Genomic DNA, 23,109 nt, shown 5'->3' with positions numbered 1-23,109 from the left:
CGAAGGGAAACCCTGAGATGACCGACACCGGATTCCTGTCCGACCTGCCGCTGGCCGGCGATCTGGTCGGCGCCGACTTCGAGGGCTGGAGCCCCGGGGTGCGCGCCGAATTCGACACCCACGCACACGACGGAGAGGTCGGCTCGCGGCTGCTGAGCGCGAACGAGCGCGTCCGGGTTTGGGAGATCCGGCTTTCACCGGGCGAACGCTGGCACGCCCACCGGCACGTCCTGGACTACTTCTGGACCGCCGTCAACGCCGGGCGCAGCCGTCAGCACACCAGCGACGGCACCACCCGCGAGGTCTCCTACGAAGCAGGGGAGACCCGGCACTTCACCTTCGCGAGCGGGCAGTATCTGTTGCACGACATCGAGAACATCGGCGACACCGAGCTGGTGTTCACCACCGTCGAGCACCTCGACAGCGCCAACACGCCGCTCCCGCTGGACCGGCGATGAACGCCGCGGGACCGGTCGACGTGCACGCCCACTGGTTGCCCGAGGAGCTGTTCGGGCTCCCGCCAGGCGCGCCGTACGGGCCGCTGCGAGACCGTGACGGGCAGCTGCACCTAGGCGACGTGCCACTGTCGATCGCCACCCGGGCGATGAGCGACGTCCCGGCGATCCGGGCCGACATGGCCGAAGCCGGGATCGCGGTGCGAGTCCTTTCCGCGCCGCCGTTCGCCTTTCCGGTAGCGGGTCCCGCCCCGGAGTACGTCGATGCGTTCAACGACGCGCTCGGAGCGGTCGTCGCAGACTCCGGTGGCGCGTTGCTCGGGCTCGGCCTGGTCCCCTTGGACGATGCCGAGGCGGCCACCACGAGGCTGGAGCGGCTGGCGTCGGTACCCGGGATCGCCGGGGTCGCTGTCCCGCCTTTGCTCGGCGGTGACTCACTGGACGGCGGAGTTCTGCGGCACGTGCTCGGCGAATGTGCCCGGCTCGGGCTTTCCGTGCTGGTGCACCCGATGCAATTGCCCCGGCCCGAGTGGAGCGTCCATTACCTGGCCAACCTGATCGGCAACCCGGTGGAGACGGCGACCGCGGTGGCGTCGCTGCTCCTCGGTGGAGTACTCGACGCCCTGCCGGGACTGAGGATCTGCTTCGTCCACGGCGGCGGCTGCACGCCGGGGCTGCTCGGTCGCTGGGATCACGGCTGGCGCACCCGGCCCGACGTCCGCCGCGACTCGGCCAGGCCGCCCGGCGAGGCGGTGCGCGACCTGTGGTTCGACACCGTCACCCACGACCCCGCGCTGCTCGAATTGCTCACCGAGCACGCAGGAAAGCACGCGATCGTGTGCGGCAGCGACTACCCGTTCGACATGGCCCAGCGTGACCCGGTCGGTTTCGCCACCAGTGGCGGCTTGGACACGGCGGCGTTGATTGCGAACGCCCGCGCCTTCCTGGGATCGCGGTCGTGAGCGCGCTGTTCGAACCGCTGCGGCTGCGCGGGCTCGAGCTGCCGAACCGGATCTGGTTGTCGCCGATGTGCCAGTACAGCGCCGGTGCCGACGGCGTCCCCGCCGACTGGCACCTGGTGCACCTCGGGGCCCGGATCACCGGCGGGTTCGGGCTGGTGCTGACCGAATCGACGGCGGTGTCCCCGCAGGGACGGATCAGCGCGGCGGACGTCGGGCTGTGGTCGGCGGAGCAGATCGACGGCTGGCGACGGATCACCGATTTCGCACATGCCCATGGCACCGCGATCGGAGTCCAGCTCGGGCACGCCGGGCGCAAGGCCTCGACCAAAGTGCCTGGCCTTGGGCGAGGATCGCTGCCGCCCGAAGAGGGCGGCTGGACCGCGCTCGCTCCGTCCGCCACGGCGTACCGCGGGTTCGCCACACCGGTCGCGGCGTCGGCCACCGATCTGGACCGGATCGTCGCCGACTTCGCCAGTGCCACCGAACGCGCGATACGGGCAGGATTCGACGTCGTCGAGATCCACGCCGGACACGGCTACCTGCTGCACCAATTCCTTTCCCCGCTGGCCAACCACCGCACCGACGCCTACGGCGGCTCGTTCGAGAACCGGATCCGCCTGCTGATGCGGGTGGTCGACGCCGTCCGTACCACCTGGCCCGGTGACCGGCCGCTGCTGGTGCGGATCCCGGCCACCGACTGGGTTGACGGCGGCTGGAGCCCGGAGGAGTCGGTCGAGCTCGCCGTTCGGCTGGCCGGACGCGGAGCGGACCTGCTCGACGTCACCACCGGCGGGCTCGACCCGGACCAGCGGATCCCGGTGGGTCCCGGCTACCAGGTGCCGTTCGCGCGCCGCGTGCGTGCCGCCGTACCCGGCGTAGCGGTGTCCGCGGTCGGGCTGATCACCGATCCGGAACAGGCCGAAGCGGTGCTCGAGCGCGGGGACGCCGACGTCGTGCTGCTCGCCCGCGAAGCGCTGCGCGACCCGTCGTGGCCGCTGCGGGCCATGGCGCGGCTGGCCCCGCGACGGCTGACGGAGAGCTATCCCTGGCAGTACGGCCGGGCCGTGCCAGCACCATCCACAGTGGACATGACGAAATGACAGGAGCACGCCGTGATCAGCCTGGATCACATCGCCGTCTGGTCGGACAACCTCTACCGGACCACCATCGACCTCAGCCGGGCGACCGGACTCGGTAGCGCCGACGGCGGCTACTTTCCCGGACTGGGACTCGGCCAAAAAGTGCTCTCCCTCGGCGGTTACGTCTACATCGAGGTCGAGAGCATCGTCGAACACCGGATGATCACCAGGCGTTCCCAGATGGCGCTGGAGCTGGAACGCCAGACCACGAACGGGGACTGCTTCGCCGGGCTGTGCCTGCGCAGCGACGACCTCGACGAGATCGCCGCCTTCGCCCGGCACCACGGGATCACGCCGACGGAGGACATCGACGGCGGCAAGGTCCGGATGGTCCCGGCCCAGGGCAACGCACCGTCGGTGCACGCACCGGACTTCCGGAACTCGTGGCGGCTCGGCAAACCCAACATCTACTACGTGCCCGACCTGACGGAGCACTCCAGCCTGCTCCCGTGCCAGCCCGGAACCGGCGACGTGCGGGGCACCGGCGTCGTCTCGATCGAGATCGGAGGTACCGAGGCCGGCCTCCGGGCTTGGCTCGGCGAGGTCGCCGAGCCCACGGAACTGGGCGTCGAGATCACCTACAACGGCGGCCCGGACGGGTTGTACGCGGTTACCTTCGACTCCACCGCCGGCCCCCGCACCATCCGTCTCGATCCCATCACCCTCTGATCCCCGCAGGAGCCACGAATGTCCACGATCGTTTCCGGCACGACCGCGGTGGAGAGAGCCAGGAACGTGCGACGCGCCGCGATTTCCGGCTTCTTCGGCAGCGCGTTGGAGTACTACGACTTCCTGATCTACGGCTCGGCCGCCGCCCTGGTCTTCACCAAGGTCTTCTTCCCGGCCAGTGGCGGGGCGGGCACGCTGCTGTCGATCGGCACGTTCGGCGTCGCCTACATCGCGCGGCCCTTCGGCGCCGTGCTGTGGGGCCATGTCGGCGACAAGCTGGGGCGCCGGACGGCGCTGATCCTCACGATCGGGCTGATGGGCGTCGCCACCTTCGCGATCGGATTGCTGCCGTCGTACGCGACGATCGGTGTCGCGGCGCCGATCCTTTTGGTCCTGCTCCGGCTGATGCAGGGACTGTCCGCGGGCGGGGAGTCACCGGGATCGAGCTCGCTGACCGTCGAGCACGCGCCGGACGGCAAGCGCGCGTTCTACGCCGGCTTCTCCATGAGCGGGATGCAGCTGGGGATGGCGCTGGGCAGTCTGGTGTTCGTGCCGATCGCGGCCTTGCCCCAGGACCAATTGCTGTCTTGGGGATGGAGGCTGCCGTTCCTGCTCAGCGGGCCGCTGACGCTCATCGCGTATCTGCTTCGGCGCAAGCTCGAGGAACCGGAGGTGTTCACCGGGATGCGGCAGCGCGCCGAGCGCGCCTCACTGCCCATCGTGACTCTCCTGCGGGAGCACTGGGTGACTACCCTGCGGGTGGCGGTGTGCAGCGGGATCAACGTCGTCGGCACGATCTTCAACGTCTTCGCGCTGACCTACGCGACCGGCGCGGCGGACGTGCCCAAGCCGGTGATGCTGGCCGTCGTGTCACTGGGAAACCTCGGCGCGGTGGTGCTGGCCCCGCTGGCCGGGAGGTTGTCGGACCGGATCGGGCGGAAGCCGGTGTTCGTCGTCGGCGCGCTCGGTTCCAGCGTCTCCCTGTTCGTGTTGTTCAGCGCGATCGACGCCGGGAACATCACGCTCGTGTTCGTCGCCGGGGTCGTCGGGATCGGCGTCTTTTACATCATGCCGGTCGGTGTTGGCGCCGCCTATTATCCGGAACAGTTCCCGGCCCAGGTCCGCTATACCGGAATGGCGGTGGGGCTGATGCTCGGACTGCTGGCGTCCGGTTTCGCCCCGGCCCTCGCGCAGGCGATCAGCACGGGATCGAGCACCTGGCTCCCTTCGGTCTGGATCTGCGTCGGAATCGCCGTCCTGGCGTCGATCGCCGCGGTAGTCGGACCCGAGACCTACCGGACACCCACGGCCAGCCTCGGCCGGCGCTGTTGATGTCGGCATCGTGGGGATGGATTTCTTCCATGTGGACACGGTGTTGTTGCGCCGGTTGTATGTGTTGTTCGTCGTTGAGCATGATCGTCGCCGGGTGCACATCGTGGGGGCGACGGCTCATCCGACAGGGGAGTGGCTGGTGCAGGGGGCCCGGAACCTGCTGGTGGAGCAGATGACCGGGTGGACAGCTTGCGGTTTCTGATCCGCGACCGCGACCCGAAGTTCACCGCGACGTTCGATGCGGTGTTCACGTCGGTCGGCGTCGACATCCTGCGCAGTCCCGTTCGAGCTCCTCGGGCGAACGCGATCGCCTGTGCGTCGCGAGTGTCTGGATCGGATGCTCATCGTCAACCGGCGTACGGCTCCGTGCCGTCACTCGTCGACGCCGGACGACCGGTGCAGGGCACCACCAGAGCTGCAAGATCGCGAGCGTTCTCCTCCGAGTTGATCACGGCGGGCAACGTAGCGACGTAGCCCCAACGGCAACGACCTGCCAAGACCACCGAGTTAGTTCAGTCAACGGTGCTTGAACTGCCCGATGTTCCTGACCACCCCGGAGTTCCTACCGCAGCACCGCGAACAGTGCGGCCGCACGCTCACGATCATCGAGACCGCCTAGGCGCTGCCTGCACTCGTTGTCCGATATGGTCGAGTGCTAGTCGAACAGCACGAACGCGCCGCCGCGATCGTCAATAGTATTGGGCACGATCCGCGTGGGACGACCCATCAGATGTGTGAGGTCCTGTCCGTAGAGGACCGTCGCGACGAACCTCTCGTCATTGGCCTGGTCGATGCTGGCCAGCCAGATTCCGATGATGCCGCCGGACCTGTCGCGGACCATCGCGAAGTTGCCCCCGGAGTCGCGCCGCTCTTCTGGCCGCACCTTCTCCGCCTTCGGCTTGCGCCGCAGTCGCCCGAACAGGCCCGGCTTTTCGGGCGGCGTCAGCATGTCTCTGACCGGCCGCGACACGCGGATCATGCCGTCGTTGGCGCAGGTGGCGATCCTGACTGCGCCGTCGCCGCCGGTCACGGCGATCAGCGAATTGATCGTGGCCGCGTTGAACTCCGCGTTACCGAAGGCGGGTCCGTGCCGGTTGAACAGCCCGGTCACCAGCTCCCGGCTCGCCGGGTCCCACAGACGGACGCCGGACTCGCTAGCCCGCGACGCGAGGGCTACCAGCGTCCGGTCGCCCAGCGGGACTGCCACGAGCGCGTCCACCGGGGTATCGAGTTCGCCGCGGCCCACCAGCTCTCCGCCGTCCAGGTCCCATATCTCGATACCCCGTCCCACCGCGACTGCCAGCCAGGACTGCCCGCCCGTGCCACGAAGGGGTGTCATCACGCCGCGAAAGGGCTGGGACAGCCCGAACTCGCGACCGTTGAGCTTCCCGTCGGCATCGAGACGCCACACTTCGAGCCTGCCACCGTTGTCCACGGCGAACCCCGCAGTCCCGTCGGCGAACCGCACGCCGGTCGGTTTGTACACGCGATTGCCGACGCCGCCCTCGGGCGTCTCAGGGAACCGGATGGCGGAACGCTGCTCGCCGGTCGCGGGATCAACGATCCGAATGACGTCCTTCTCGGCCGTGACCAGCAGTTCGGCACTTGAGTCCGTCGCCGGTATCGCCGCCATCCCCATCGCCCAGCTGACCTCATACTCGCGCAGTGGCACGTCGGCGGTGCCGAACGTGGCCAGGTCCCACACCGACACGGCCCGCGGCCCGCAGACAGCCAGGGCGGGTCGGCCGCCGATCGTCACCACGGCCATGTCGCACACCGCGGTCTCGCCCATCTGGCGCCGCTCATCGTGCGTCGCCCCACGGGCGACGTCCCACAGCTGGACCCAAGACTCGCTGTCGGCGCAGGCCACCAGCGGCCCACCAGGCACGGCGGCCAGCCGCATCAGGTTGTACACCTCACCACGCAGTTCGAGTTCGACGTGCATGGCGCTCCCAACGTCGGCATCCGCTGCCACGCACCATAGCGAGATCGGCCGAGGACCGCTCCCGACCCATTGCAGCACGGTCTGTACGAAGCCTGCGCCATGAAGCTCTACTACGACCACACCACCCGCAACGTCGCCATCCGCGCCACCCACCAGAGTCCCACCCCTAACGAGCTGGTCTGTGTCGCGAACATGTCCGCGACACAGACCGGTGGCTCTCGGAGTTGCACGAGGACTACGCCGACTCGTCGGTGGCCTCGATCTTCTCGCTGTTCTCGACGATCCTGGGTGCTGCGGTCAAGCTTGTCGAAGCTCGACGACGACCTGGTCGAGAGGGCCGTCGAGGTGGATCGCCGTCATCGCGAGGAGCATCAACGTCCGATCTCGGCGGAAGGCCTGATGCGACACTTTGGCCTGGGAGCGGAGCGCTCACGCCTGCTGTTGCGCACCGTCCGTGCGCGATGGGCAACGCGTTCGCGACGCCCGCACGCATCCGGCGGGTTCGGAGCCAGTCGCCGCTCAGGAGTATGGCTCGCCTGGTGGCTGACGAACCGACGTGGCCGGTAGTGCGGTGTCGAATGCTCTTTTCCGCGGTGCCTTCACCGGTCCCTGCGAGCCAAGATCACGAACTGCCACTGGGGTGCTAGGCCAGTTCGTTGACCGTTTTGCCGTCCCCGTCCAGGATCTTGATGGTCGGCCGGTCGTTCTCGTCGACCTGGAGCACGATTCGCGGGCGCCCTTGAGAATCGCACAACGCCAGCTGCGCGCCGAAGGTGGTGTGGCAGCCGAAGAGTGCGCGCGGTGTGGCACGGACGCCGGGCCCGGCGTCGGGATCCGGAATGCCGTTGATGGTCAGGCCCGCGCCGCCCACGCCGTCCTTCGCGGACAGACTGAGGTTGATCCCGTCCACCGCGTGCGGATAGTCGAAGGCGATGCGGCCGCCGGTGGGATGGACGAGCAGGCCGCCCTTTTCGTCGCCGGTCTCGTCGTTGAAGATCAGATAGGAGCCGTTCTCCGGCCCGGAGCGCCGCTCGGGCGGGTAGGTCTGGCCGTCGATGATCAACGGCGGCTTACGGCTGTCGAGCAGGAACCGCTGTCGCCCTCGCTTGTCCACCACGGTGAACGACGGGCTCACCTGGTGCTTGTCGTCCACTGTGGAGTCCACCGTGGACTCCGTCGCGCTCGCGGTGCCACCGGCCAGCAACGCGCCACCGGCAGTCGCCGCCATCCCGAAGGCCGCCCGACGCCCGAGATCCCCTGCCATCGCCCAGTCTCCTCAAGTCGGTTCCCTGGACACTAGCAAAGATCATCACGCAATGTGACAGATTGTCAATGCTTGTCACTCGCTTAGAGCGGCTGATTCGTACCTCCGGGTACAGTTTCGCCGGCACGGTGTTGCTCTCGATTACTTCGCCACCACGACCGCGATGATGCCTGTCGCCATGATGCTCATGCTCGTCTACGTGTTCGGCGGCGCGATCGACACCGGATCGGATTCGTATGTGAACTACCTGCTGTCCGGCATCCTGCTGATCACGGTCGCGTCGGGTGTCGCCTCCACCGCGCTCCGGCTCTTCATCGACATGAAAAGCGGGATCTTCGAACGCTTTCAATCCCCGCCGGTCGCACGCTCGGGCGTGCTGTGGGCGCACGTGGTGCCGTTGAAGGATACGGTCGGCGCGCAGCTGACGGGCGCTTGTATCCAGGAGCCAGAAGGCTGTGCAGATCCCGTAGGGGCTCATCGGTTTGTGGCCCTGCATCGTGTGCTTACTGACGAACAGGTGCGGATTGCTGGAGTGCGGCCACGGTCAGGCGCGGGCCTAGCGTGCCACTTCGGTCCAGGTCGGCATGTCGCGCAGCGTGGAGGCGGCGACGAGGGCCGGGCGGGGTGTGCCGTCGAAGGGTTGGTAGTAGGTGGTGTCGTCGGGTAGGACGTACCACCTGCGGCGCCGGCCAGCCCGAGGGCGCCGACAGCGTCATTGAGAGGCTGATGACGTACTCGGACCGGCGTCAGGTAATGCTGCGGCTGGTCCACGCGACTAGTTAAGTGATCCGATCCGGATCGCTGAGTCGAGGAGACCTCGGTGGACCTGTCTGCACTCAGTACTGATTAGCTACACGCCGTCGCTGCCCATCTGGCGCTGGCCGAGGTCATCATCCAGACCCGGCTTCCCGCCGAAATCATGCCTGGAAAGCGGCGTTACCGCCTTCGTGTGGACGGCAAGCTGGCGCAAGTGGTCTCCCGTCGTTCCGGGGACTGGCAGGTCACAGACGTCAACCGCCCACTCCTGCCAGACACCGACGTGGTGATCTTCGTGGACTTCGTACCTGGCGCCACCGAGTTCTACCTTGTTCTCGGCTTGACTGTGACGAGCCACGATATCTGTCACTAGCTGGCGGTGTGATTCTGCGGATTCGCCTGCATCGGATCACGGAGGTTTGTCACCGACTGGTCACGCTAGTTGTCACCAGGGGCCGCGGTTTAGAGTTTCTGGCCAGCCGCCGACACGACGGAGCTCGCTGAGGAAATCGATCCGCTCCTGAGCCAGATCCTGGACGGGGCCATCAAGTCGGCAGGTCCGCAGGCTTGGCGGTGTCGACTTGGTGCGCGGCGACGCCGTAGCTCATCCCCGGATGGGCGGCCTGCACGGCGCGGATCTGGTTCTTGCGAGGACTTACCGGCTGTCTCGCCACGGTGTCAACGGCCTCCCGGACCACTCGCTCCCGAGGGCTAGGTCGCAGGCGGTGCGCCTCACTTTGGCGAAATCCGGACGCTGTGCGCGATTCACGGCACGAAAACGTAAAAGAGCCGACTGTTGCCAAAACTGCCTTGATCGCGGCTGCGGTAGGCGCTGTGATCGTCGTGGTCTCACCGGCCGCCGGCGCGGTCACGACTGCCGCTTCCGTGCACGACACCACCGGCAGTCGTGCCAACGAGCTTCCCCGCGGGCCTGCCAGTAAACGGGGTGCGACTTTTTGACACACTCTCAGCGGGCTCGCCGGCATTGATGCCGTGGGGCTATCGCTGACTCGATCTGCGCCCACTTCGAAAACGGCGGCGGCATCGCCGCCGCTGCTGACTCGACCTGCCAGCAACTGCACACGCTCCTCGGCACCGCTGCAGACAGCCCGGACGACGACCTTCCCGACCTGCCGCGCGTCGCTGTCCCCGTCCCCGATAGTTTGCTCGGTCTCGGCGGTGTTGCTGACGCGATCTGTAGCCACCTCCATGTCCTCCTCGGCTCCGAAAATCGCGTCCAGCGAGCACCGCTGACCGGAGAGCGCGGGCCGTGGTGAACGCGCTCGCCCTTGCAGAGCGCAACTCGTACATGCCATCGACTAGATCATGCGGTGGCGTATCTCGTTTGGTGGTTGCGGACTGGAAAGCCGTTCCTGCCGCAGATCGCGGCAGGAACGGCTGTCGTCAGATGAACCTGATTCCCCACGCATAGGCCGTGATGCTGGTTGGGTCGGAGACAATATGGTCCTTCGAGGCTGCCGTGAAGCTGGAGCTGTTGCCGGTTGCGGGTTGGAGTGCCCATAGCATGTTGCCCGCCCCGCTGTAGTGGACCTCGCCGCCACCGCCGGTCAGCGCGTATCCGACCGGCGGCTCAGCGGTCGAGGCCGGATGTGCTGACGTGCTGGACCCGTTGTCATCGTAGGCCGCGTCGATCCGCCCGACTGGGAGATCGCGTTTGATACCGATGGCCCACGTCCGGATCTGCGCCGGGTCCGAATGGAGATGATCCTTCGATCTCGCCTTCCAGGTGAACTGGGATGAGGGGAACGAGGCGGTCGCCATGCTGCCCCATCCGTGAGAGATCACCTCGAACCCACCGCCGACCATTTCGTACTGTTCCGACGGAACGCCGACCTCGGCCTCGGGATGCGACGCCACGCCGCTGATGTTCGACCGGTTGATGACGTTCTGGTCGTGGCGGAGTTGGTCCTTGCTCATTCCGGCGATCTTCAAGCCGATGACGTAGGCCTTGAGTTTGAAGGGCGACGCCGCCTGGTGATCCTTCGCGGCGACGCTCCAACCGCTCATGTCGTCGGTCGGCCGGGACTTGGTGAGCAACGACCCGTAGCCTTGGTTCGAGGCGACCGCGCCGCCGCCGATCGCGAGCATGTCCGGGTCGCTTGGGTAGATCGTCTCGTCCCAGTGCGACCGAGCGTCACCTCCCTCAGTCCAGAAGACCGACACGGTCACTCGGCCGGTCGCGTCGTGGAATGTGTTGAGCTTGTCCGTGACCCAACCTGCCACCCCGGCCTCGGACGCCGAAGCGGTGGCGGCTCCTGAGCCAGTTATGGTCAGCGCTGCCGCGCAGATGACCAGTAGCAATTTGCGTTTGATCTGCATTTTGTCTCCGATTCTCAATTAGGTGACGAAGTACCAGTGAGGGTCGCGCCACCCCAGCAGCCGCCTGGATGAAGTTGGCGCCGTGCCTGACGCTGGTGTTCCCCTCGTAACGCCCCGAAAGCTGGCACTGCTGACTGTCGAGCAATCCGGACGCGAGAAGAACCAGGCCAGCCTTGCCCTCGACATGGAGGTTTTCCTCCAGTCCGCATAGCGGACTGTCTCCTGTACAGCGCAGGCGATCTGCCGTCACACTGCGGGAGTGACGGACAGCGCGGGATGGCCGATGCGGATACTCGCGGCGGCGGGAGGGTTGAGTTTGCTGTTCGGCGTCACGGTCGGCATCTTTTGGCTGCCGGTCCACCTCGCGTTGCCAGGGCCATTGATGCATGCGTTGCCTTGCTACGCACTTGGTTTGATGCTGTGGCTGCACCTACCTACGCATCGCACGGTGCGGCAACTGCTGGCGGTGGGAGTATTCTTCTCGGTCAACTTCGCGTTGAACAATCTGTTGCACCTCACGACGGTGAAGAGTGACTGGTATCCGCCGACTTTGTGGGTGTGGGGCAACGTCCTCGCGGAGGCAGCGTGCTCGGTCGCCGCGGTCGTGGTTCTGGCACGGTTGGTGGCGTTGCTGCCCGACGGCCGCTACAGGTACGGCAGTGAACGGATTGTGCTGAGGCCGTTGTGGCCGCTGCCGATCGTTCTTCCGGCGGTTTTCGGGCTGTTCTCCCTGTGGGCGTTGTTCCTTCCCGTGCACGAGGTGGAAGCCTGGGTGTTCGTGCTCGGCGCGCTGGTGCTCGTCGCACGGTGCCTGTGCAGTCCGGATCTGCCACACCGGCGATGGTTGCTCGTATTCGGTGTCGCCGCGTTGGTCCTGCTGCTTGGACGCGCGGTTGTGCTGTCGTCGCGGACGTGGGCGTCAGACGTCGACACAGGGCTGCTGTACGTCACCGGTCTGCTCCTCGGGGGCCTGCCCAGCCTGTTCGTCCCGGTGGCCGTTGCCGTCGCGGCGTTCCGTCGCGGGTTGCTGGGGATGCGGCTGGTGGTCCGGCCCGTGGTGATTTACGGGTTGCTGTGGCTGGTGATCGGCGGGTGGTACCTGGGCACGGCGATGACGCTGGGACTTGCCGTGGGCCAGTACCTGCCGCTGGGCTTGGCGGTGCTTGTCACGGCGATGGCCACGATGGTGGGGCAACCGGCACGCACTCGCCTGAACCAGGTGGCTGCGCGCTGGGCATTCGGCAGGCGGCCGACCAACTTCGAGTTGCTCGTGCAGTTCGGCACGACACTCGAGCACGCGTTCGAGTTGGACCGGCTGGCTCCGCGACTGGCCTGCTGCCTGCGTGAGGGCCTGGACCTGCGCTGGACGCGGGTTCGGCTCGGTTCCGGCGAACTGGTGGCGGAGGGCGTCGCGGGCGACCCCGCCGAGCACGGAACGAAGACGCTCATCCGCCTCGGCGACGACGTACTGGGGGCCATTGAGTGCGGGCCGAAGGCGGAGGGCCGGTTTACCGCGGCCGATCACGACCTGGTGGAAACGCTTGCCCGGCAGTCCGCCCTCGCGGTGCACAACACGCGGCTCACCGCCGAGCTTTCCGCACGGGTGGAACAGACCCAGCGGCAGGCACGTGAACTGGCTGCGTCCAGGGCACGGATCGTGCACACTCAAGACACCGAACGGCGCAGGATCGAACGCCGGCTGCACGACGGTATCCAGCAGGAGTTGGTGGCGCTGGTCGCGAAGCTGCGCCTGGTCCGCAACCAGGTTCGCCGCGGCGGGGAGCACGCCGATTCCACCCTGGCCGAGGTTCAAAACGACGCCTACCTGGTGATCGAGGAACTACGGGAGTTCGCGCATGGAATACACCCTCCGGTGCTCACCGACCAGGGGTTGGTCGCGGCGGTGACCTCATCGGCGCGCAGGCTTCCTCTCCCCGTCACCATCGAGGTCGAGGATTCGGTGGCCACGGCGCGTTTTCCGGTGAACATAGAGGAATCCGCGTTCTTCCTCATCTCCGAAGCTCTGACCAACGTGCTCAAGCATGCCGACGCGACGCAGGCCGTCATCCGGCTCACCCGGACCCCGGAAGAACTGTTGCTCTCGGTACGCGACGACGGTGCCGGGTTTCAGCCGGGCTCCGCCGGCGGCTCCGGACTCACCGGCATGCGAGACCGTGCCGATGCGGTCGGCGGCAAGCTGCAGGTGATCAGCGAGCCCGGCGCTGGCACTACCATCCATGCCCAGTTGCCTGCCAGGTCTGGAGAGGCCGATGTCTGAATGCCTGCGCGTCGTCATCGCTGAGGACCACTACCTGGTCCGAGAGGGAACTCGACGGCTGCTCGAGGACACTGGCACCGTCGACGTCATCGCTGCCGTCGGCGATGCGGAGGAACTGCTCGACGCGGTGCGGCGACACCGCCCTGACGCGGTGATCGCCGACATCCGCATGCCGCCGTCCCATCACGTCGAGGGCATCGCCGCCGCGCACACCATCCGGGCGACACACCCGGAGATCGGCGTGGTCGTGTTGTCCCAGCACTCAGACGAGAACTACGCCTTCGCCCTGTTTCGGCACGGCACCAACGGGCTGGCCTACCTGCTCAAGGAACGCGTCGGCGACCTCGACGAACTCCTGCACGCCCTGCGCGAAGTGGCGGCGGGACGTTCCGTAGTCGACCCGCGCATCGTCGAAGTACTTGTACGCAGCAACACTCGCTCCGCTGACTCACCGTTGTCCCGGCTCACTTCACGAGAGCTTCAAGTTCTACAACACATGGCACAGGGCAAGGCCAACAGGATGATCGCGGACGCTCTCGGCCTGGCCGAGTCGACCGTCGAGAAACATGTCAACTCGACCTTCGCAAAACTCGGGCTCGCCGAGGAGTCCCAGATCCACCGCCGCGTCACCGCCGTACTGACCTATCTCCGCCACGACCACACCCCTGGCTAACGATGATAAGGGCAGGGCAGGAGCTCGCGGACAAGTCAACCGGTGTGGTCGAATGGCCGACGAAATCGGCATCGGTCAGCTCGCCAAGTAGTCCAGCGAAGGCAGGCAGTGGTCGTGCCGCGGCGACGAACGACGCGAGTACCCCGACCATCCGCCCCACGCTGATCATGCATCCCGGCTGAGGCCCGCGGCCGGAACCGGCGAGGGCCACCGATCGTCGAACACCGATGGGTCGGCAGGCCGCTCGACCCGTCGAATCCGGCGTCTCGTGCCGTGAGAGGAAAGGACGTGTCGATGCGCGAAAGCATCAGAAAGATCGGCCTGGTCAACGGAGCGGTGGTCATGATCGGAGCGTTCACCGCCGCGAATCTCGTTCTGCCGGCCACCGCGAACGCCGCACCAGCCGCCGGGTGCTCGGCCTTCATGAACTCCGCGGTCAGCGGCGGCTACCAGGCCACCCTCAGCTGCAAGGGGATCGGCCTTTCCTTCGTCAACGGGCTCGGCACCACCCTCACCGATGCCAGTACGGAAGCACGTGCGCTGGCGCAGATCGCGCTCGGCGGTGGCGACACCTGCAGCGCCTTTGTGCACGACACGGCTCCCGGTGGCTACAAAGTCACCCTCACCTGCGTCGACACCGGTCTGGTATCCGGTGTGGGCACCACGCTGACCGACGCCTCCCGGGCCGCCCGCGCATCCATCTGAGCGGGCTGCTGACTCTCGCCCCGCGTCAGTGTTCGGACCGGGCGGCGACCCGTTCGGCGAGGTGTCGGGGGTGACGGTGTGCACCGGTGGGATCCGCCGCCGCATGTCGAGGTAGTGGATCTCGCCGGTGCCGACGTCGCGGGCGAAGGGCAGGAACGGGAAGCCGTCGCTGTTACCACGGAGTGCTGAGCACGTTGCCGGCGTCCCGTGGTTTGAGCGCGTGACGCGATGTCATCGCGCCTCTTCCAGCCGCTTGTGCTGTTGCTCGACGAGCTCGGCTTCAACGATCTGCCCTTCGTTGCGCTTGAGTTCGAGGGCCCGTAGCCAACTCCCACGCGGTCCAGGAGCATCGGTTGAGGGACCCTCGGTCCGTGACGCGAGTGCGCGGGCGACCTCAGGCAGCCGACTATCGCTTGACGCGGGCAGGGATTGCCAGGGCGCGGCACACCTGTTGGTGAACATCGGCTCATGCCGCGATGAGGACCTTCGGGCATGCGGCTGGACCAGCCCGCACCTCCTCGTCGCAGCAGTCGTCAGGCTGACCTTGCCGAGGAAATGCCCTCGCCGCCTTGATGCTCCGTTTCCGGTCATGCGCATGCCGCGGGGCGGAAGCCGGCGTGCCCGGGAGAACTGGCTTCTGAATTCGCGCGCGAGAAGATTGACCTTTGACAGTTTCGCAGTAATGGACCTTTTATTGGGCCTTTCTGTCTAATGGTGAGATCGCCATGTTGGTCACTCGCATGGCGGATTTCGAGCGACTGGAACGCGGCGCTACGGTTTCTCATCTCAAGTCGATCAGGTGGGGGAGAAGTCACGCCGACTGGCAAGGCTCCGTATTGCCCTACTGCGGTTTCTCATGTAGGCGCATAGCGGCACCGCTGGGGCTTCAATAATGCTCGCTGCTTGTATTTTATTTCCATTTGTTCGCGAATGGGGACACTGTGAAATATCATTACTCAGGTCGTTCGCTGGTGCTTCGTGCGCCGGCGGTCGCGGCCGTGGCAGCGATGGCGGGGATCACTGGAAAGAGTGGAGCCGCAACGTTGCCCGGAGAGGCGAATGCCTCGCCGGTCGGCAGGGTTGTCGAAGTGGTCATGAACGCTGTCGGATACAATGCAGACGTGGCGACGGCGAACGGCTACGAGGTTCGGGCCAGGCCTGAGGGCGCCCAGTATTCGGTGAAAAGAGGAACCCCGGCCGAGGGTATCCACTTTCTCTTGGACCGCGACGTTGTCCGACACCGGCGGAACAACCAAACACGACTTTCCTGGCTTTTATGACGCGGACGGTTATGTTGACCTGAACAGAATCGTCGGTGGCCTTTCGGTCGGTTATGCGAGGGCGACGCCGGCGAGCGCGGCTGGCGTGGTTTCACCTGCAGTACGAACAGATCAGCGCACACCGCGCCTTGCCAGTGGGCAAGGCCCGGCATCTGTTGTGGGAGTTGTCCGACCGCGATGACAGGGCATGGTCGGATCCGAGACAGACCTATCGGCGGGCGCGGAGTTTCTGCAAGATTCTCGTCACGCCGTTGGAGACCGTGCCGTCGGCGATGTGCAGTTCCCTGCTGACGTTGGCGGTGTCGCCGCGGGCAAGCAGTCGCAGCACAGTCCGCTCGCCCTAGGTGAGCGGGCTGTCGTCGGCCAGAGCCACCGTGTCGATGGAGATGCCTTTCGGCGGGTATGCCTGCAGCTTGCTGAGCATTCGATCACCGCACAGGGACATCAACAGGTGGGTGCCCCTGTGTGGTGACGGGGCCACCCACCTGCTCTGTGCTGGTCAGGACTGCGTGGGCAGGGTGGTGGCGAGCCACTGCTGGTCGTCGCCGTTGCTGTCGGCGAACTGCTGCACCAGTGCGCCGTTGTGGGTTCCGGAGCCGAGGGCGGTGGCGATGCCGCCGCTGAACGCGCTCTGAAGCTTCACCGCGCCGTTCTTGCCGGTGACGAAGGTCCATTGCTGGTTGACGTCGAGGTGGCAGTTGTACTGCGTGAGCGACACACCGTTGCGGGCCTGGAATCCGGTGACGTCAAGGCACTTCTTCGAGTTGACGTTCTTCAGCGCGTACTTGTGACTGCCGAGGGCAACAAGTTCCCAGCGCTGTTTACCGCCACTGCCGCAGTCCCACAGCTCGGTCCCGCGGCCCTCCGCGAGCGTGTCCTCGACACCACCGGAGACCTGCAGGCACCGCTGGGACTGAACCCCCTTGAGCTCGATGACGCCGGGCTGCATGGCGATGGTCTGTCCGGTGTGGTTGACGTCGATCAAGCGCCAGGCCTGGTTGCTGGCGTGGGTGTTGGTGTATTGGATGACCAGCGTGGCGTTGTCGGTGCCGGCGCCTGGGGCGGTGGCGGCCTTGCCGCTCTTGACGTTGCGTAGCTCCATCGTGCCGTCGTCACCGACCGGGACGAACTCCCAGAGCTGCTCGGGTGCGGTGCCGGCGCAGTCGTTCTGCACCAGGGAGTCGTTGTTGTTCACGCCGCCGCCCGCGACCGCGAGGCATTTGAGGGAGTTGACGTTCTGGAGCGCGTAGCGGTCGTTGCCCTTGGCGCGCAGCACCCAGCGCTGTTTGTTGCCGTTGACGCAGTCCCATAGTTCGGTGCCGGCGCCGTTGTTCTCCGCGCCCTGCCCCCACAGTCCCGCGACCTGCAGGCAACGGCCGGACTGCAGGCCCTTGAGTTCGATGACCAGGCCTTCGGCGGGTTTGGCGAGGTCGAGCTTGGCGGCGTCGTGCTGGCCCTTGTTCAGGAAGGCGGTCAGCACGGCCAGTGTCGGAGTCTTGAGAGCCTCCCTCGCCGCAGCGACCAAATTAGGCTGAAACCCGTCCCGCGCGGCGGTATCGAGGATCTCCTTGATCTGACGCGTCTTGAGCTCGACTTTCTTGGCGTCGCGAGTCTCGATGTCGCGCTGGTGAGCGGCGTGCACGCCGGTGGCGATGAATTCCTTCAACGCGGCGTGGGTGCCGGCGTCCAGCGCCGTGCGTGCCGCGATCTTGACCTCGGTGCCGGTGGTTTTGGTCCAGATAATGTCCACGAAGTCCCGGTCGGGCAGGTTTTTCATGGTGTCGTCAGCGACGACGCCGAGCGCCGCGGAGGTGGCCAGTGCCTTGGCCTCCTGCGATTCTTTCAGTTCTTTGGCTTTTCGCTCGGCTTCCTTCGCGTCCGCGACCTCTTGCCGCCGGTCGATCTGCCGTGCGTCGTAGATACCTTTGTTGATGAACTTCTGATAGTCCTCGGGTGTGCTCTCCGGGCGCAACGTGTCGGCGGCGGCGTTCTTCACCGCGGATCCGTCTTTGGCTTTCTGCCAGACCCGGAAGACGAATTCCGTATCGGACAGGTTGATGACCTCATCGGCGGCGTCCATGCCGGGCACCTGGGCCACGGCGTTGCGCTTGGCGGTGCGTGCCTTTTGCTTGGCGAGGTAGTCGGCGATCTCGTTGTCGTCGTCGATCTTTTTCGCGGCATGGATGCCGGTCTTGATGAACCGGGTACACGCGTACTCGTCGGAGCTGGTGAACGCCAGCAGCGCGGCGTTCTTCACCTCGCTGCCTTCCTTGGCCTTGCGCCACAGCGCGAGGGTGAAGTTCTTGTCGTTGAGAACCAGGATGTCCTCTCGGGCGTTGATCCCCAGAACCGCGGCGGCCTTGACCTTTTCCTCTGCGGCGGCCTCCTCGAGCGGCGCCTGCGCGTTCGCAGCCATCGGCCCGGGCGTGGCAGGCGCCGCGATGGCGGCCGGGACACCGAGCGACGAGGTGAGCACCGCGACGGTGAGCGCGCCCAGAATTGCCTTCCGTCCAGCACTTGCCGGTCTTGTCTCCCAGGAAAACCGATTGCGCATACGAATATCTCCCCTGCAACGTAGTAAATGGGCTCCCGGCGGATGGTCGCACATTGCGTTGCCGCCACCAATTCGGACCCGTGAACTGTGGGTTCGCTCACTGACGAAAGCGTTTCTGACGATAAAACCGTGACAAAATACATGGGTTGCCAGTGACGATCCTCCTCAATGGCGCCAGCTTTCTTGCCTTCGGCACTGCGGTGTTATCTGATCCATCCATCGCGCCTGAAGCAGGCATATCCCGTCTTCTCAGTCGTGCGCGAAGCCTTGCGGCTGTGTGCCGGTTGAGGAGGAGATATGGGCAAGCGGTCCTGTGTAGCCGTTGGTGTCGCGATTCTGGCGCTGGCGTTGGCCGCGGTCACCGCCAGCGTGCCGGCCAGTGCCGCGGTGACGGTTTCAGTCACGGGTAAATGGCAGACGACGATGGTCTCGCGCCTTGCGGACAAGGACGCGAGACCTGAGGTGCGGGTCGCCGCTCGGCTTGCGCTGCTGAGTAAGGACGTCGAAGCCGCGGTCGCGCGGTTCCTCGCGCCGGGTGGTGGTTACGAGACTGCGAAGGCGCGATCGGCGCAGAACGTCGCGCGTAACGCGGACGTCATTCGCCGGGTGCTGGCGACGACTTCGCCGCTCACCGCGCCTGCCGTCTACGCCGCAGCCACCCGCGCGTCGCACGGGACCTGCGATGAACAGGACGAGTTCGTCCGCGCAGGGTGGGACCGGGCGCGGGAACAGGATGAGCGCGGGGACAACCAGAAGGACAAGGAGGTCGCTCGCCAGGCGCAGGCGGACCGCGACTTCGTCGCCGGACTGGCCGAGCACGACCCCGGTCCGTGGGTGCGGGCCGCCGCTGTGCGCACCGGCAGTGACGCCGACCTGGTCGAGTTCTTCGGCTATGAGTGGGCGAGCGCGGCACGGTGCGACGAGCAGGCCTACCGCGTGCGGATGGCGGATCAGGATCTGCTGTGGCGCTCCCGGCTGGACCAGCTCGTTGCGTCTGCGGAGGAGGCTGAGGCGGCGGTGGCGCGGGCCGAGGCGGCCGTTGTGGAGAAGGCACGTGCCGCCGCGGCTCAGGCGTGGCGGACCGTCGCCGAGCACGCCGGCACTGTTGCCCAGTCCTGGGACACGGAGCGGTCGCGGACGGCGGAGCAGATCAAGGCCTGGACCGCGGTCGCGGAGTTCGCCAAAACGGCCACCACTGCTCAGGACTGGAAGACGGTCTCCGACCGCGCCGGTGACAACGGCGGCGCGTGGGCCGAGGAACAAGCGTGGGCCCGGACCCAGGCGGCGCAGTGGCTGCAGGTAGCCGAATCCGCGCGCGCCAACGAATCCCGTGTCGCCACCCGGTGATCTCCGTCCACACGAGACACCACTCTGACCTTTCTTGGAGTAGCTTCGTCATGCACACCAATCTGACCCGGGCTGTGGACAGACACGGTCGCGGGATCCCCCGTTCGCTGGTCGCGTTGCTGGCCTTCGCTGTGTTCCTCGGCCTGGCAGCACCTGCCCAGGCCGCCGATGCCGCGCCACCGGCCACCACAGCGTCTGCTCAGCAGGCCCCACCGCCGATCTCCGAGGAAGAGGCGGCGTTCAACAGGCAGCTCGTCCAGGACATCGCCGAGTTCTCCAGCGAGGTCGAGGAGCGTGACGCGGCGTTGGCCGCGTTGGCGACCAACGACCCGGTGAAGATCAAGGAATTCCTGGACGTCGGCGCCGCCGAGGCACGCAAGGCCGCCGCTGAACGGAAGAAACGGGTCGCGGAGGAAAACCGTGCGCAGGTCGCCGAATGGGCCCGCACCGCCGGGCCCACAGCACGCGCCCGTGCGGCCGAGTTGCTGGCGACGAGCGATGACGCGAGAATCGCTGATTTCGTCGCCTTCGGCAAACGGCTCGCTGACGACGAGGACCGTCAGGCTATCGATGACGCGGTGAAACGGGCCAAGAAGATCGAGGCCCGCGTCGTGTCCATGGTCGCGAACGGCGGCGCCGAGGTGAAGGCCGTCGGCCAGGCAGCCCTGGACACGCGCGATCCGGTGGTGATCGCGGAGTTCTTCAACCACGGCTATGCCGTCGCCAACCAACGTGACGCCGATGCCCGCGCGGCGGTCGAGGCGGCCATGGCCGCGCGGAACAAAGCACTGGCCGAACTCAAGGACCTGGCCGACCGCTCTACCCGGGCCGCGAACGCGCGGACGGAGATCCTCAACTCGAGCGTTCAGGCGGTGCGGTTCCTCACCGACGCCTCGAACGCGATGGGCTTGGCCAACCAGGCCGCGAAGAAGGCCGGGAAGATCTTCGACGAAGACAAACCCGGCCGTGCCTCTGGACACCGCGGCCGCGCACCCGAACTGGCGCAGCAGACCCGCGACGCCAAACGGGAATGGGACAACGCGGCCGCCGCATCTCGCGAGGCCACGACCGCCGCGGCGATGTCCGAGACCGCGACACGCCAGCTCGCCGAGACCGGCCTCACTCACGGCATCGACTGGGGCAAGACCACCAAGTCCGTCGCCGCGGCGGCCCAGTCCGCGGCCAAAGCGGCAGAGACGGCGTTCCACGCGGCCGACGCCACCGAAGCCACCAGCAAGGCCCTTGACGCCGACGCGAATGCGCAGGTCCACGCCGACAACGCCGCCGGGTGGCGTCAAGCCGCCGAAGACCACGCCAAGTCGGCAGCCGCCCTCGCCGAAGCCGCCCGCCAGCAAGCGAAAGCCGCAGCGGACGCGGCCACCCGCACCAAGGAAGCACGAGCCGAAGCCGAACGCGCCGAACAGCAGGCCTTGGCAGCCGCCAAACGCACCCGCGACGCCCGCCTCGTCGCCGAGAAGGAAGCACGCAACGCCGCCGCCGCACGGGCACGGGCCCAACAGGAAGCCCGCAACGCCGCCGGAGCCCGCGCTCAAGCCCAAGCCAAAGCCGCCATCGCCGCCAACGCGAAGAGCAACGCCACCCGCCTCGGCAAAGCAGCCGAAACAGCCGAACAGGACGCGGGGAGGGAAGAGAAGAACGCTGTCGACGCGAGTAGACGCGCTCTCGACGCGGAGCGAGTGCAGAACGCCGCGCTCGCACGTGCTCAAGCCTTGGAATCGCTAGCCGCGAAGGCCGCCTCCGGCGAGGCGGCGGGCAAGGCACGGGAAGCGGCCGCCGGAGCCCGGTCCGAGGCCAATACCGCGACCGCGGCCGCCGGGCAGTCCAGATCGGCCGCCAACGCCGCGACCGGTGCCGCGGTCCGGGCGCGCTCAGCGGCCATCGAGGCTGCAGGCGCGGCCGCACGCGCGAACGCTGCCGCGAACAAGGCCGCGGCCGCGGCCGCCGCGACGCACGCCTCCGCGGTCACCGCCAACGCCGCCGCCGCGACCGCCACCGCCGAGGAAGCCCTCGCCGCCGAACACGCCCACGCCGCCTGCCAACTGGCCGAGCGTGCGGCTGTCGAGGCCACGCAGGCGATGGTCGCCGCCGACCGCACCAAGGCCGAAGCCGACGCGGCACTGGCCGAATCGGCCGCCGCAGCCGTCCAGACCGGGATCGCCGTGCGGGCGGCGCAGGCGGCGGGTGCATCCGCGGCCGGGATCGCCGACCCCTCCGGAATCGCGTCGGGCACCCCGGCAACCGGTAACGACCTCGCGGCGGAACTCGCGAAACAGGTCACCGAACAAGCGACGATCATCGGCACCGACCAGGCGAAAGCCGCACAGGACCGGGCCGCTGAAGCCACCGAGGCCGCCAACCGCGCGGCGACCGCAGCCAAACGAGCCGGTGCCGAGGTCTCCCCGGCCTACACCGCCGCCGCGGCTGCCGCCCAGTCCGTGTCCACTGCCTCGCGATCCGCTGCCGGTGCGCAGCGTTCGGCCGCAGCCGCCGCCGCGGATGCCGCTGGTGCGCGTACCGCTGGTGCCAGGGCGTCGCAGGCCGATGTTCAGGCACAGGGCGATGCTCAGGCTGCCCGTCGGGCGGCGAACACCGCGAGCGCGGACGCCGCGATCGCCGGCCGCTCCGCCGCCAAGGCTGAGGCCGACGCGGCCGTCGCCCGCGGCACGGCCCGTAAGGCCGAAGCCGACGCCGCCACCGCCCGCAGCTGGGCCGACCGGGCCGAAGCAGCCGCGACCAAGGCCGCACAGCACGCCGCCCACGCCGCCGAAGCAGCCGACGAAGCCGTCAAAGCCGCCGTGCGAGCTGAAACAGCGGAACGGCAGAAGACCGAGTCCGGACAAGGACAGGGCCTCAGCGACCTCGAGCGCCGGAAGAAGGCGTCGGCGGAAGCTGCGGAACGAGCCAGGATCGAGGCGGAGAAAACCGGCAACGGCTACGGCTACGACTTCAACTATGACATCAGGGACCCACGGCCGATCAACCCCGGTATCGACACCAAGAAAGCCACCCCGGCCGAAGTGATGGCAGCGATTCAGGGAGATCTGAACAGATACTTCCCCATTAACTCCGACTGCGGCCGACTCCAGGTCGACCGCAGGTGTGACCTGTCGGTCTTCGGGCCGGTCCGAGTGGCAGACGTGGGCACGGACTACTTCATCTTCGAATCGACAGCAGATCACCTCGAAGGAGCGGGGAAGTACATCAGGTTCGGCGTTTCGAGATCAGATAAGAATAAACTGAAGCTCAGCGTCAAGGCTTGGGGGCAAGCCACAAAAATCTGGGACAAGAAATGGGCATCGTGGGCCAACAACGTACTGGCCCACGAAACCTGGGGATTATTTGCCGAGAATCTGGCGTTGTCCTACAAGTAGTTTATTTCAGAGTGTAGA

Annotated in this window: 18 protein-coding genes and 1 pseudogene; 12 read left to right on the top strand and 7 right to left on the bottom strand. The window is 66.9% G+C overall.

All coding sequences use genetic code 11. From position 1 onward, the window contains the following. Positions 1-17: 17 nt before the first annotated feature. The 6 genes from ACLJO0_RS29260 to ACLJO0_RS29235 are packed head-to-tail and all read left to right on the top strand — an operon-like array spanning position 18 to position 4,759. On the top strand, positions 18-458 hold the full coding sequence (locus ACLJO0_RS29260; protein ID WP_410581863.1) for a hypothetical protein: 441 nt from the start codon (positions 18-20) through the stop codon (positions 456-458). Continuing rightward, positions 455-1,417, top strand: a complete 963-nt coding sequence (locus ACLJO0_RS29255) for an amidohydrolase family protein (protein WP_410581861.1) — start codon at positions 455-457, stop codon at positions 1,415-1,417. Before ACLJO0_RS29260 ends, ACLJO0_RS29255 begins: the two co-directional genes overlap by 4 nt. Then, positions 1,414-2,517 carry an NADH:flavin oxidoreductase/NADH oxidase gene (locus ACLJO0_RS29250; protein WP_410581860.1) on the top strand — a complete coding sequence of 368 codons (1,104 nt, stop codon included), beginning with the start codon at positions 1,414-1,416 and terminating at the stop codon, positions 2,515-2,517. Before ACLJO0_RS29255 ends, ACLJO0_RS29250 begins: the two co-directional genes overlap by 4 nt. A gap of 12 nt (positions 2,518-2,529) precedes the next feature. Next, complete coding sequence (locus tag ACLJO0_RS29245; protein ID WP_410581858.1) at positions 2,530-3,225, top strand: VOC family protein; 696 nt, start codon at positions 2,530-2,532, stop codon at positions 3,223-3,225. 18 nt (positions 3,226-3,243) lie between these two features. After that, a complete protein-coding gene (locus ACLJO0_RS29240; protein ID WP_410581856.1) occupies positions 3,244-4,557 on the top strand; it encodes an MFS transporter in 1,314 nt (437 codons plus the stop codon). A gap of 10 nt (positions 4,558-4,567) precedes the next feature. Beyond that, the gene (locus ACLJO0_RS29235) at positions 4,568-4,759 is read left to right on the top strand and encodes an integrase (protein ID WP_410581854.1); all 192 of its coding nucleotides are present in this window, start codon (positions 4,568-4,570) and stop codon (positions 4,757-4,759) included. A gap of 453 nt (positions 4,760-5,212) precedes the next feature. Here ACLJO0_RS29235 and ACLJO0_RS29230 read toward each other — a convergent pair whose 3' ends face one another. Together ACLJO0_RS29230 and ACLJO0_RS29225 are read right to left on the bottom strand one after the other, a co-directional pair. Continuing rightward, positions 5,213-6,502 carry a WD40 repeat domain-containing protein gene (locus tag ACLJO0_RS29230; protein WP_410581852.1) on the bottom strand — a complete coding sequence of 430 codons (1,290 nt, stop codon included), beginning with the start codon at positions 6,500-6,502 and terminating at the stop codon, positions 5,213-5,215. A 643-nt stretch (positions 6,503-7,145) separates the two neighbouring features. After that, positions 7,146-7,766, bottom strand: coding sequence for a hypothetical protein (locus ACLJO0_RS29225; protein ID WP_410581851.1), 621 nt, complete (start codon positions 7,764-7,766; stop codon positions 7,146-7,148). Between the two features lie 154 nt (positions 7,767-7,920). Here ACLJO0_RS29225 and ACLJO0_RS29220 point away from each other — a divergent pair. Next, a pseudogene (locus ACLJO0_RS29220) lies at positions 7,921-8,160 on the top strand (ABC transporter permease); the annotation flags it as partial. A 456-nt stretch (positions 8,161-8,616) separates the two neighbouring features. Here the strand turns inward: ACLJO0_RS29220 and ACLJO0_RS29215 are convergent. From ACLJO0_RS29215 to ACLJO0_RS29205, 3 genes are all read right to left on the bottom strand, one after another. Next, positions 8,617-8,892: a hypothetical protein gene (locus ACLJO0_RS29215; RefSeq protein ID WP_410581850.1), complete on the bottom strand. Its 276-nt coding sequence runs from the start codon at positions 8,890-8,892 to the stop codon at positions 8,617-8,619. Between the two features lie 175 nt (positions 8,893-9,067). Beyond that, positions 9,068-9,196 carry a hypothetical protein gene (locus ACLJO0_RS29210; protein WP_410581848.1) on the bottom strand — a complete coding sequence of 43 codons (129 nt, stop codon included), beginning with the start codon at positions 9,194-9,196 and terminating at the stop codon, positions 9,068-9,070. 730 nt (positions 9,197-9,926) lie between these two features. Then, a complete protein-coding gene (locus ACLJO0_RS29205; RefSeq protein ID WP_410581846.1) occupies positions 9,927-10,862 on the bottom strand; it encodes a hypothetical protein in 936 nt (311 codons plus the stop codon). A 259-nt stretch (positions 10,863-11,121) separates the two neighbouring features. Between ACLJO0_RS29205 and ACLJO0_RS29200 the strand changes: the two genes are divergently transcribed. The 3 genes from ACLJO0_RS29200 (at position 11,122) to ACLJO0_RS29190 (ending at position 14,518) form a co-directional block, all read left to right on the top strand. Continuing rightward, positions 11,122-13,140, top strand: coding sequence for an ATP-binding protein (locus ACLJO0_RS29200; protein ID WP_410581844.1), 2,019 nt, complete (start codon positions 11,122-11,124; stop codon positions 13,138-13,140). Next, the gene (locus tag ACLJO0_RS29195) at positions 13,133-13,813 is read left to right on the top strand and encodes a response regulator (RefSeq protein ID WP_410581843.1); all 681 of its coding nucleotides are present in this window, start codon (positions 13,133-13,135) and stop codon (positions 13,811-13,813) included. The genes ACLJO0_RS29200 and ACLJO0_RS29195 overlap by 8 nt, the downstream gene beginning before the upstream one ends. Positions 13,814-14,101: 288 nt before the next feature. Beyond that, positions 14,102-14,518, top strand: coding sequence for a hypothetical protein (locus tag ACLJO0_RS29190; protein ID WP_410581841.1), 417 nt, complete (start codon positions 14,102-14,104; stop codon positions 14,516-14,518). Between the two features lie 1,488 nt (positions 14,519-16,006). Here ACLJO0_RS29190 and ACLJO0_RS29185 read toward each other — a convergent pair. Both ACLJO0_RS29185 and ACLJO0_RS29180 read right to left on the bottom strand, forming a co-directional pair. After that, the gene (locus ACLJO0_RS29185) at positions 16,007-16,126 is read right to left on the bottom strand and encodes a LuxR C-terminal-related transcriptional regulator (protein WP_410581839.1); all 120 of its coding nucleotides are present in this window, start codon (positions 16,124-16,126) and stop codon (positions 16,007-16,009) included. A 171-nt stretch (positions 16,127-16,297) separates the two neighbouring features. After that, entirely contained in the window at positions 16,298-18,352 is a 2,055-nt protein-coding gene (locus tag ACLJO0_RS29180; protein WP_410581837.1) for an RICIN domain-containing protein, read from the bottom strand. 297 nt (positions 18,353-18,649) lie between these two features. Between ACLJO0_RS29180 and ACLJO0_RS29175 the strand changes: the two genes are divergently transcribed. Beyond that, complete coding sequence (locus tag ACLJO0_RS29175) at positions 18,650-19,699, top strand: hypothetical protein (RefSeq protein WP_410581835.1); 1,050 nt, start codon at positions 18,650-18,652, stop codon at positions 19,697-19,699. A 50-nt stretch (positions 19,700-19,749) separates the two neighbouring features. Continuing rightward, the gene (locus ACLJO0_RS29170) at positions 19,750-23,091 is read left to right on the top strand and encodes a hypothetical protein (RefSeq protein WP_410581834.1); all 3,342 of its coding nucleotides are present in this window, start codon (positions 19,750-19,752) and stop codon (positions 23,089-23,091) included. Positions 23,092-23,109: the final 18 nt, after the last annotated feature.

The organism is Amycolatopsis sp. lyj-108, from assembly GCF_046549005.1.
GTDB lineage: Bacteria > Actinomycetota > Actinomycetes > Mycobacteriales > Pseudonocardiaceae > Amycolatopsis.
The sequence above is the reverse complement of the archived record's forward strand: the minus strand, read 5'-3'. Positions and strand labels throughout refer to the sequence as shown.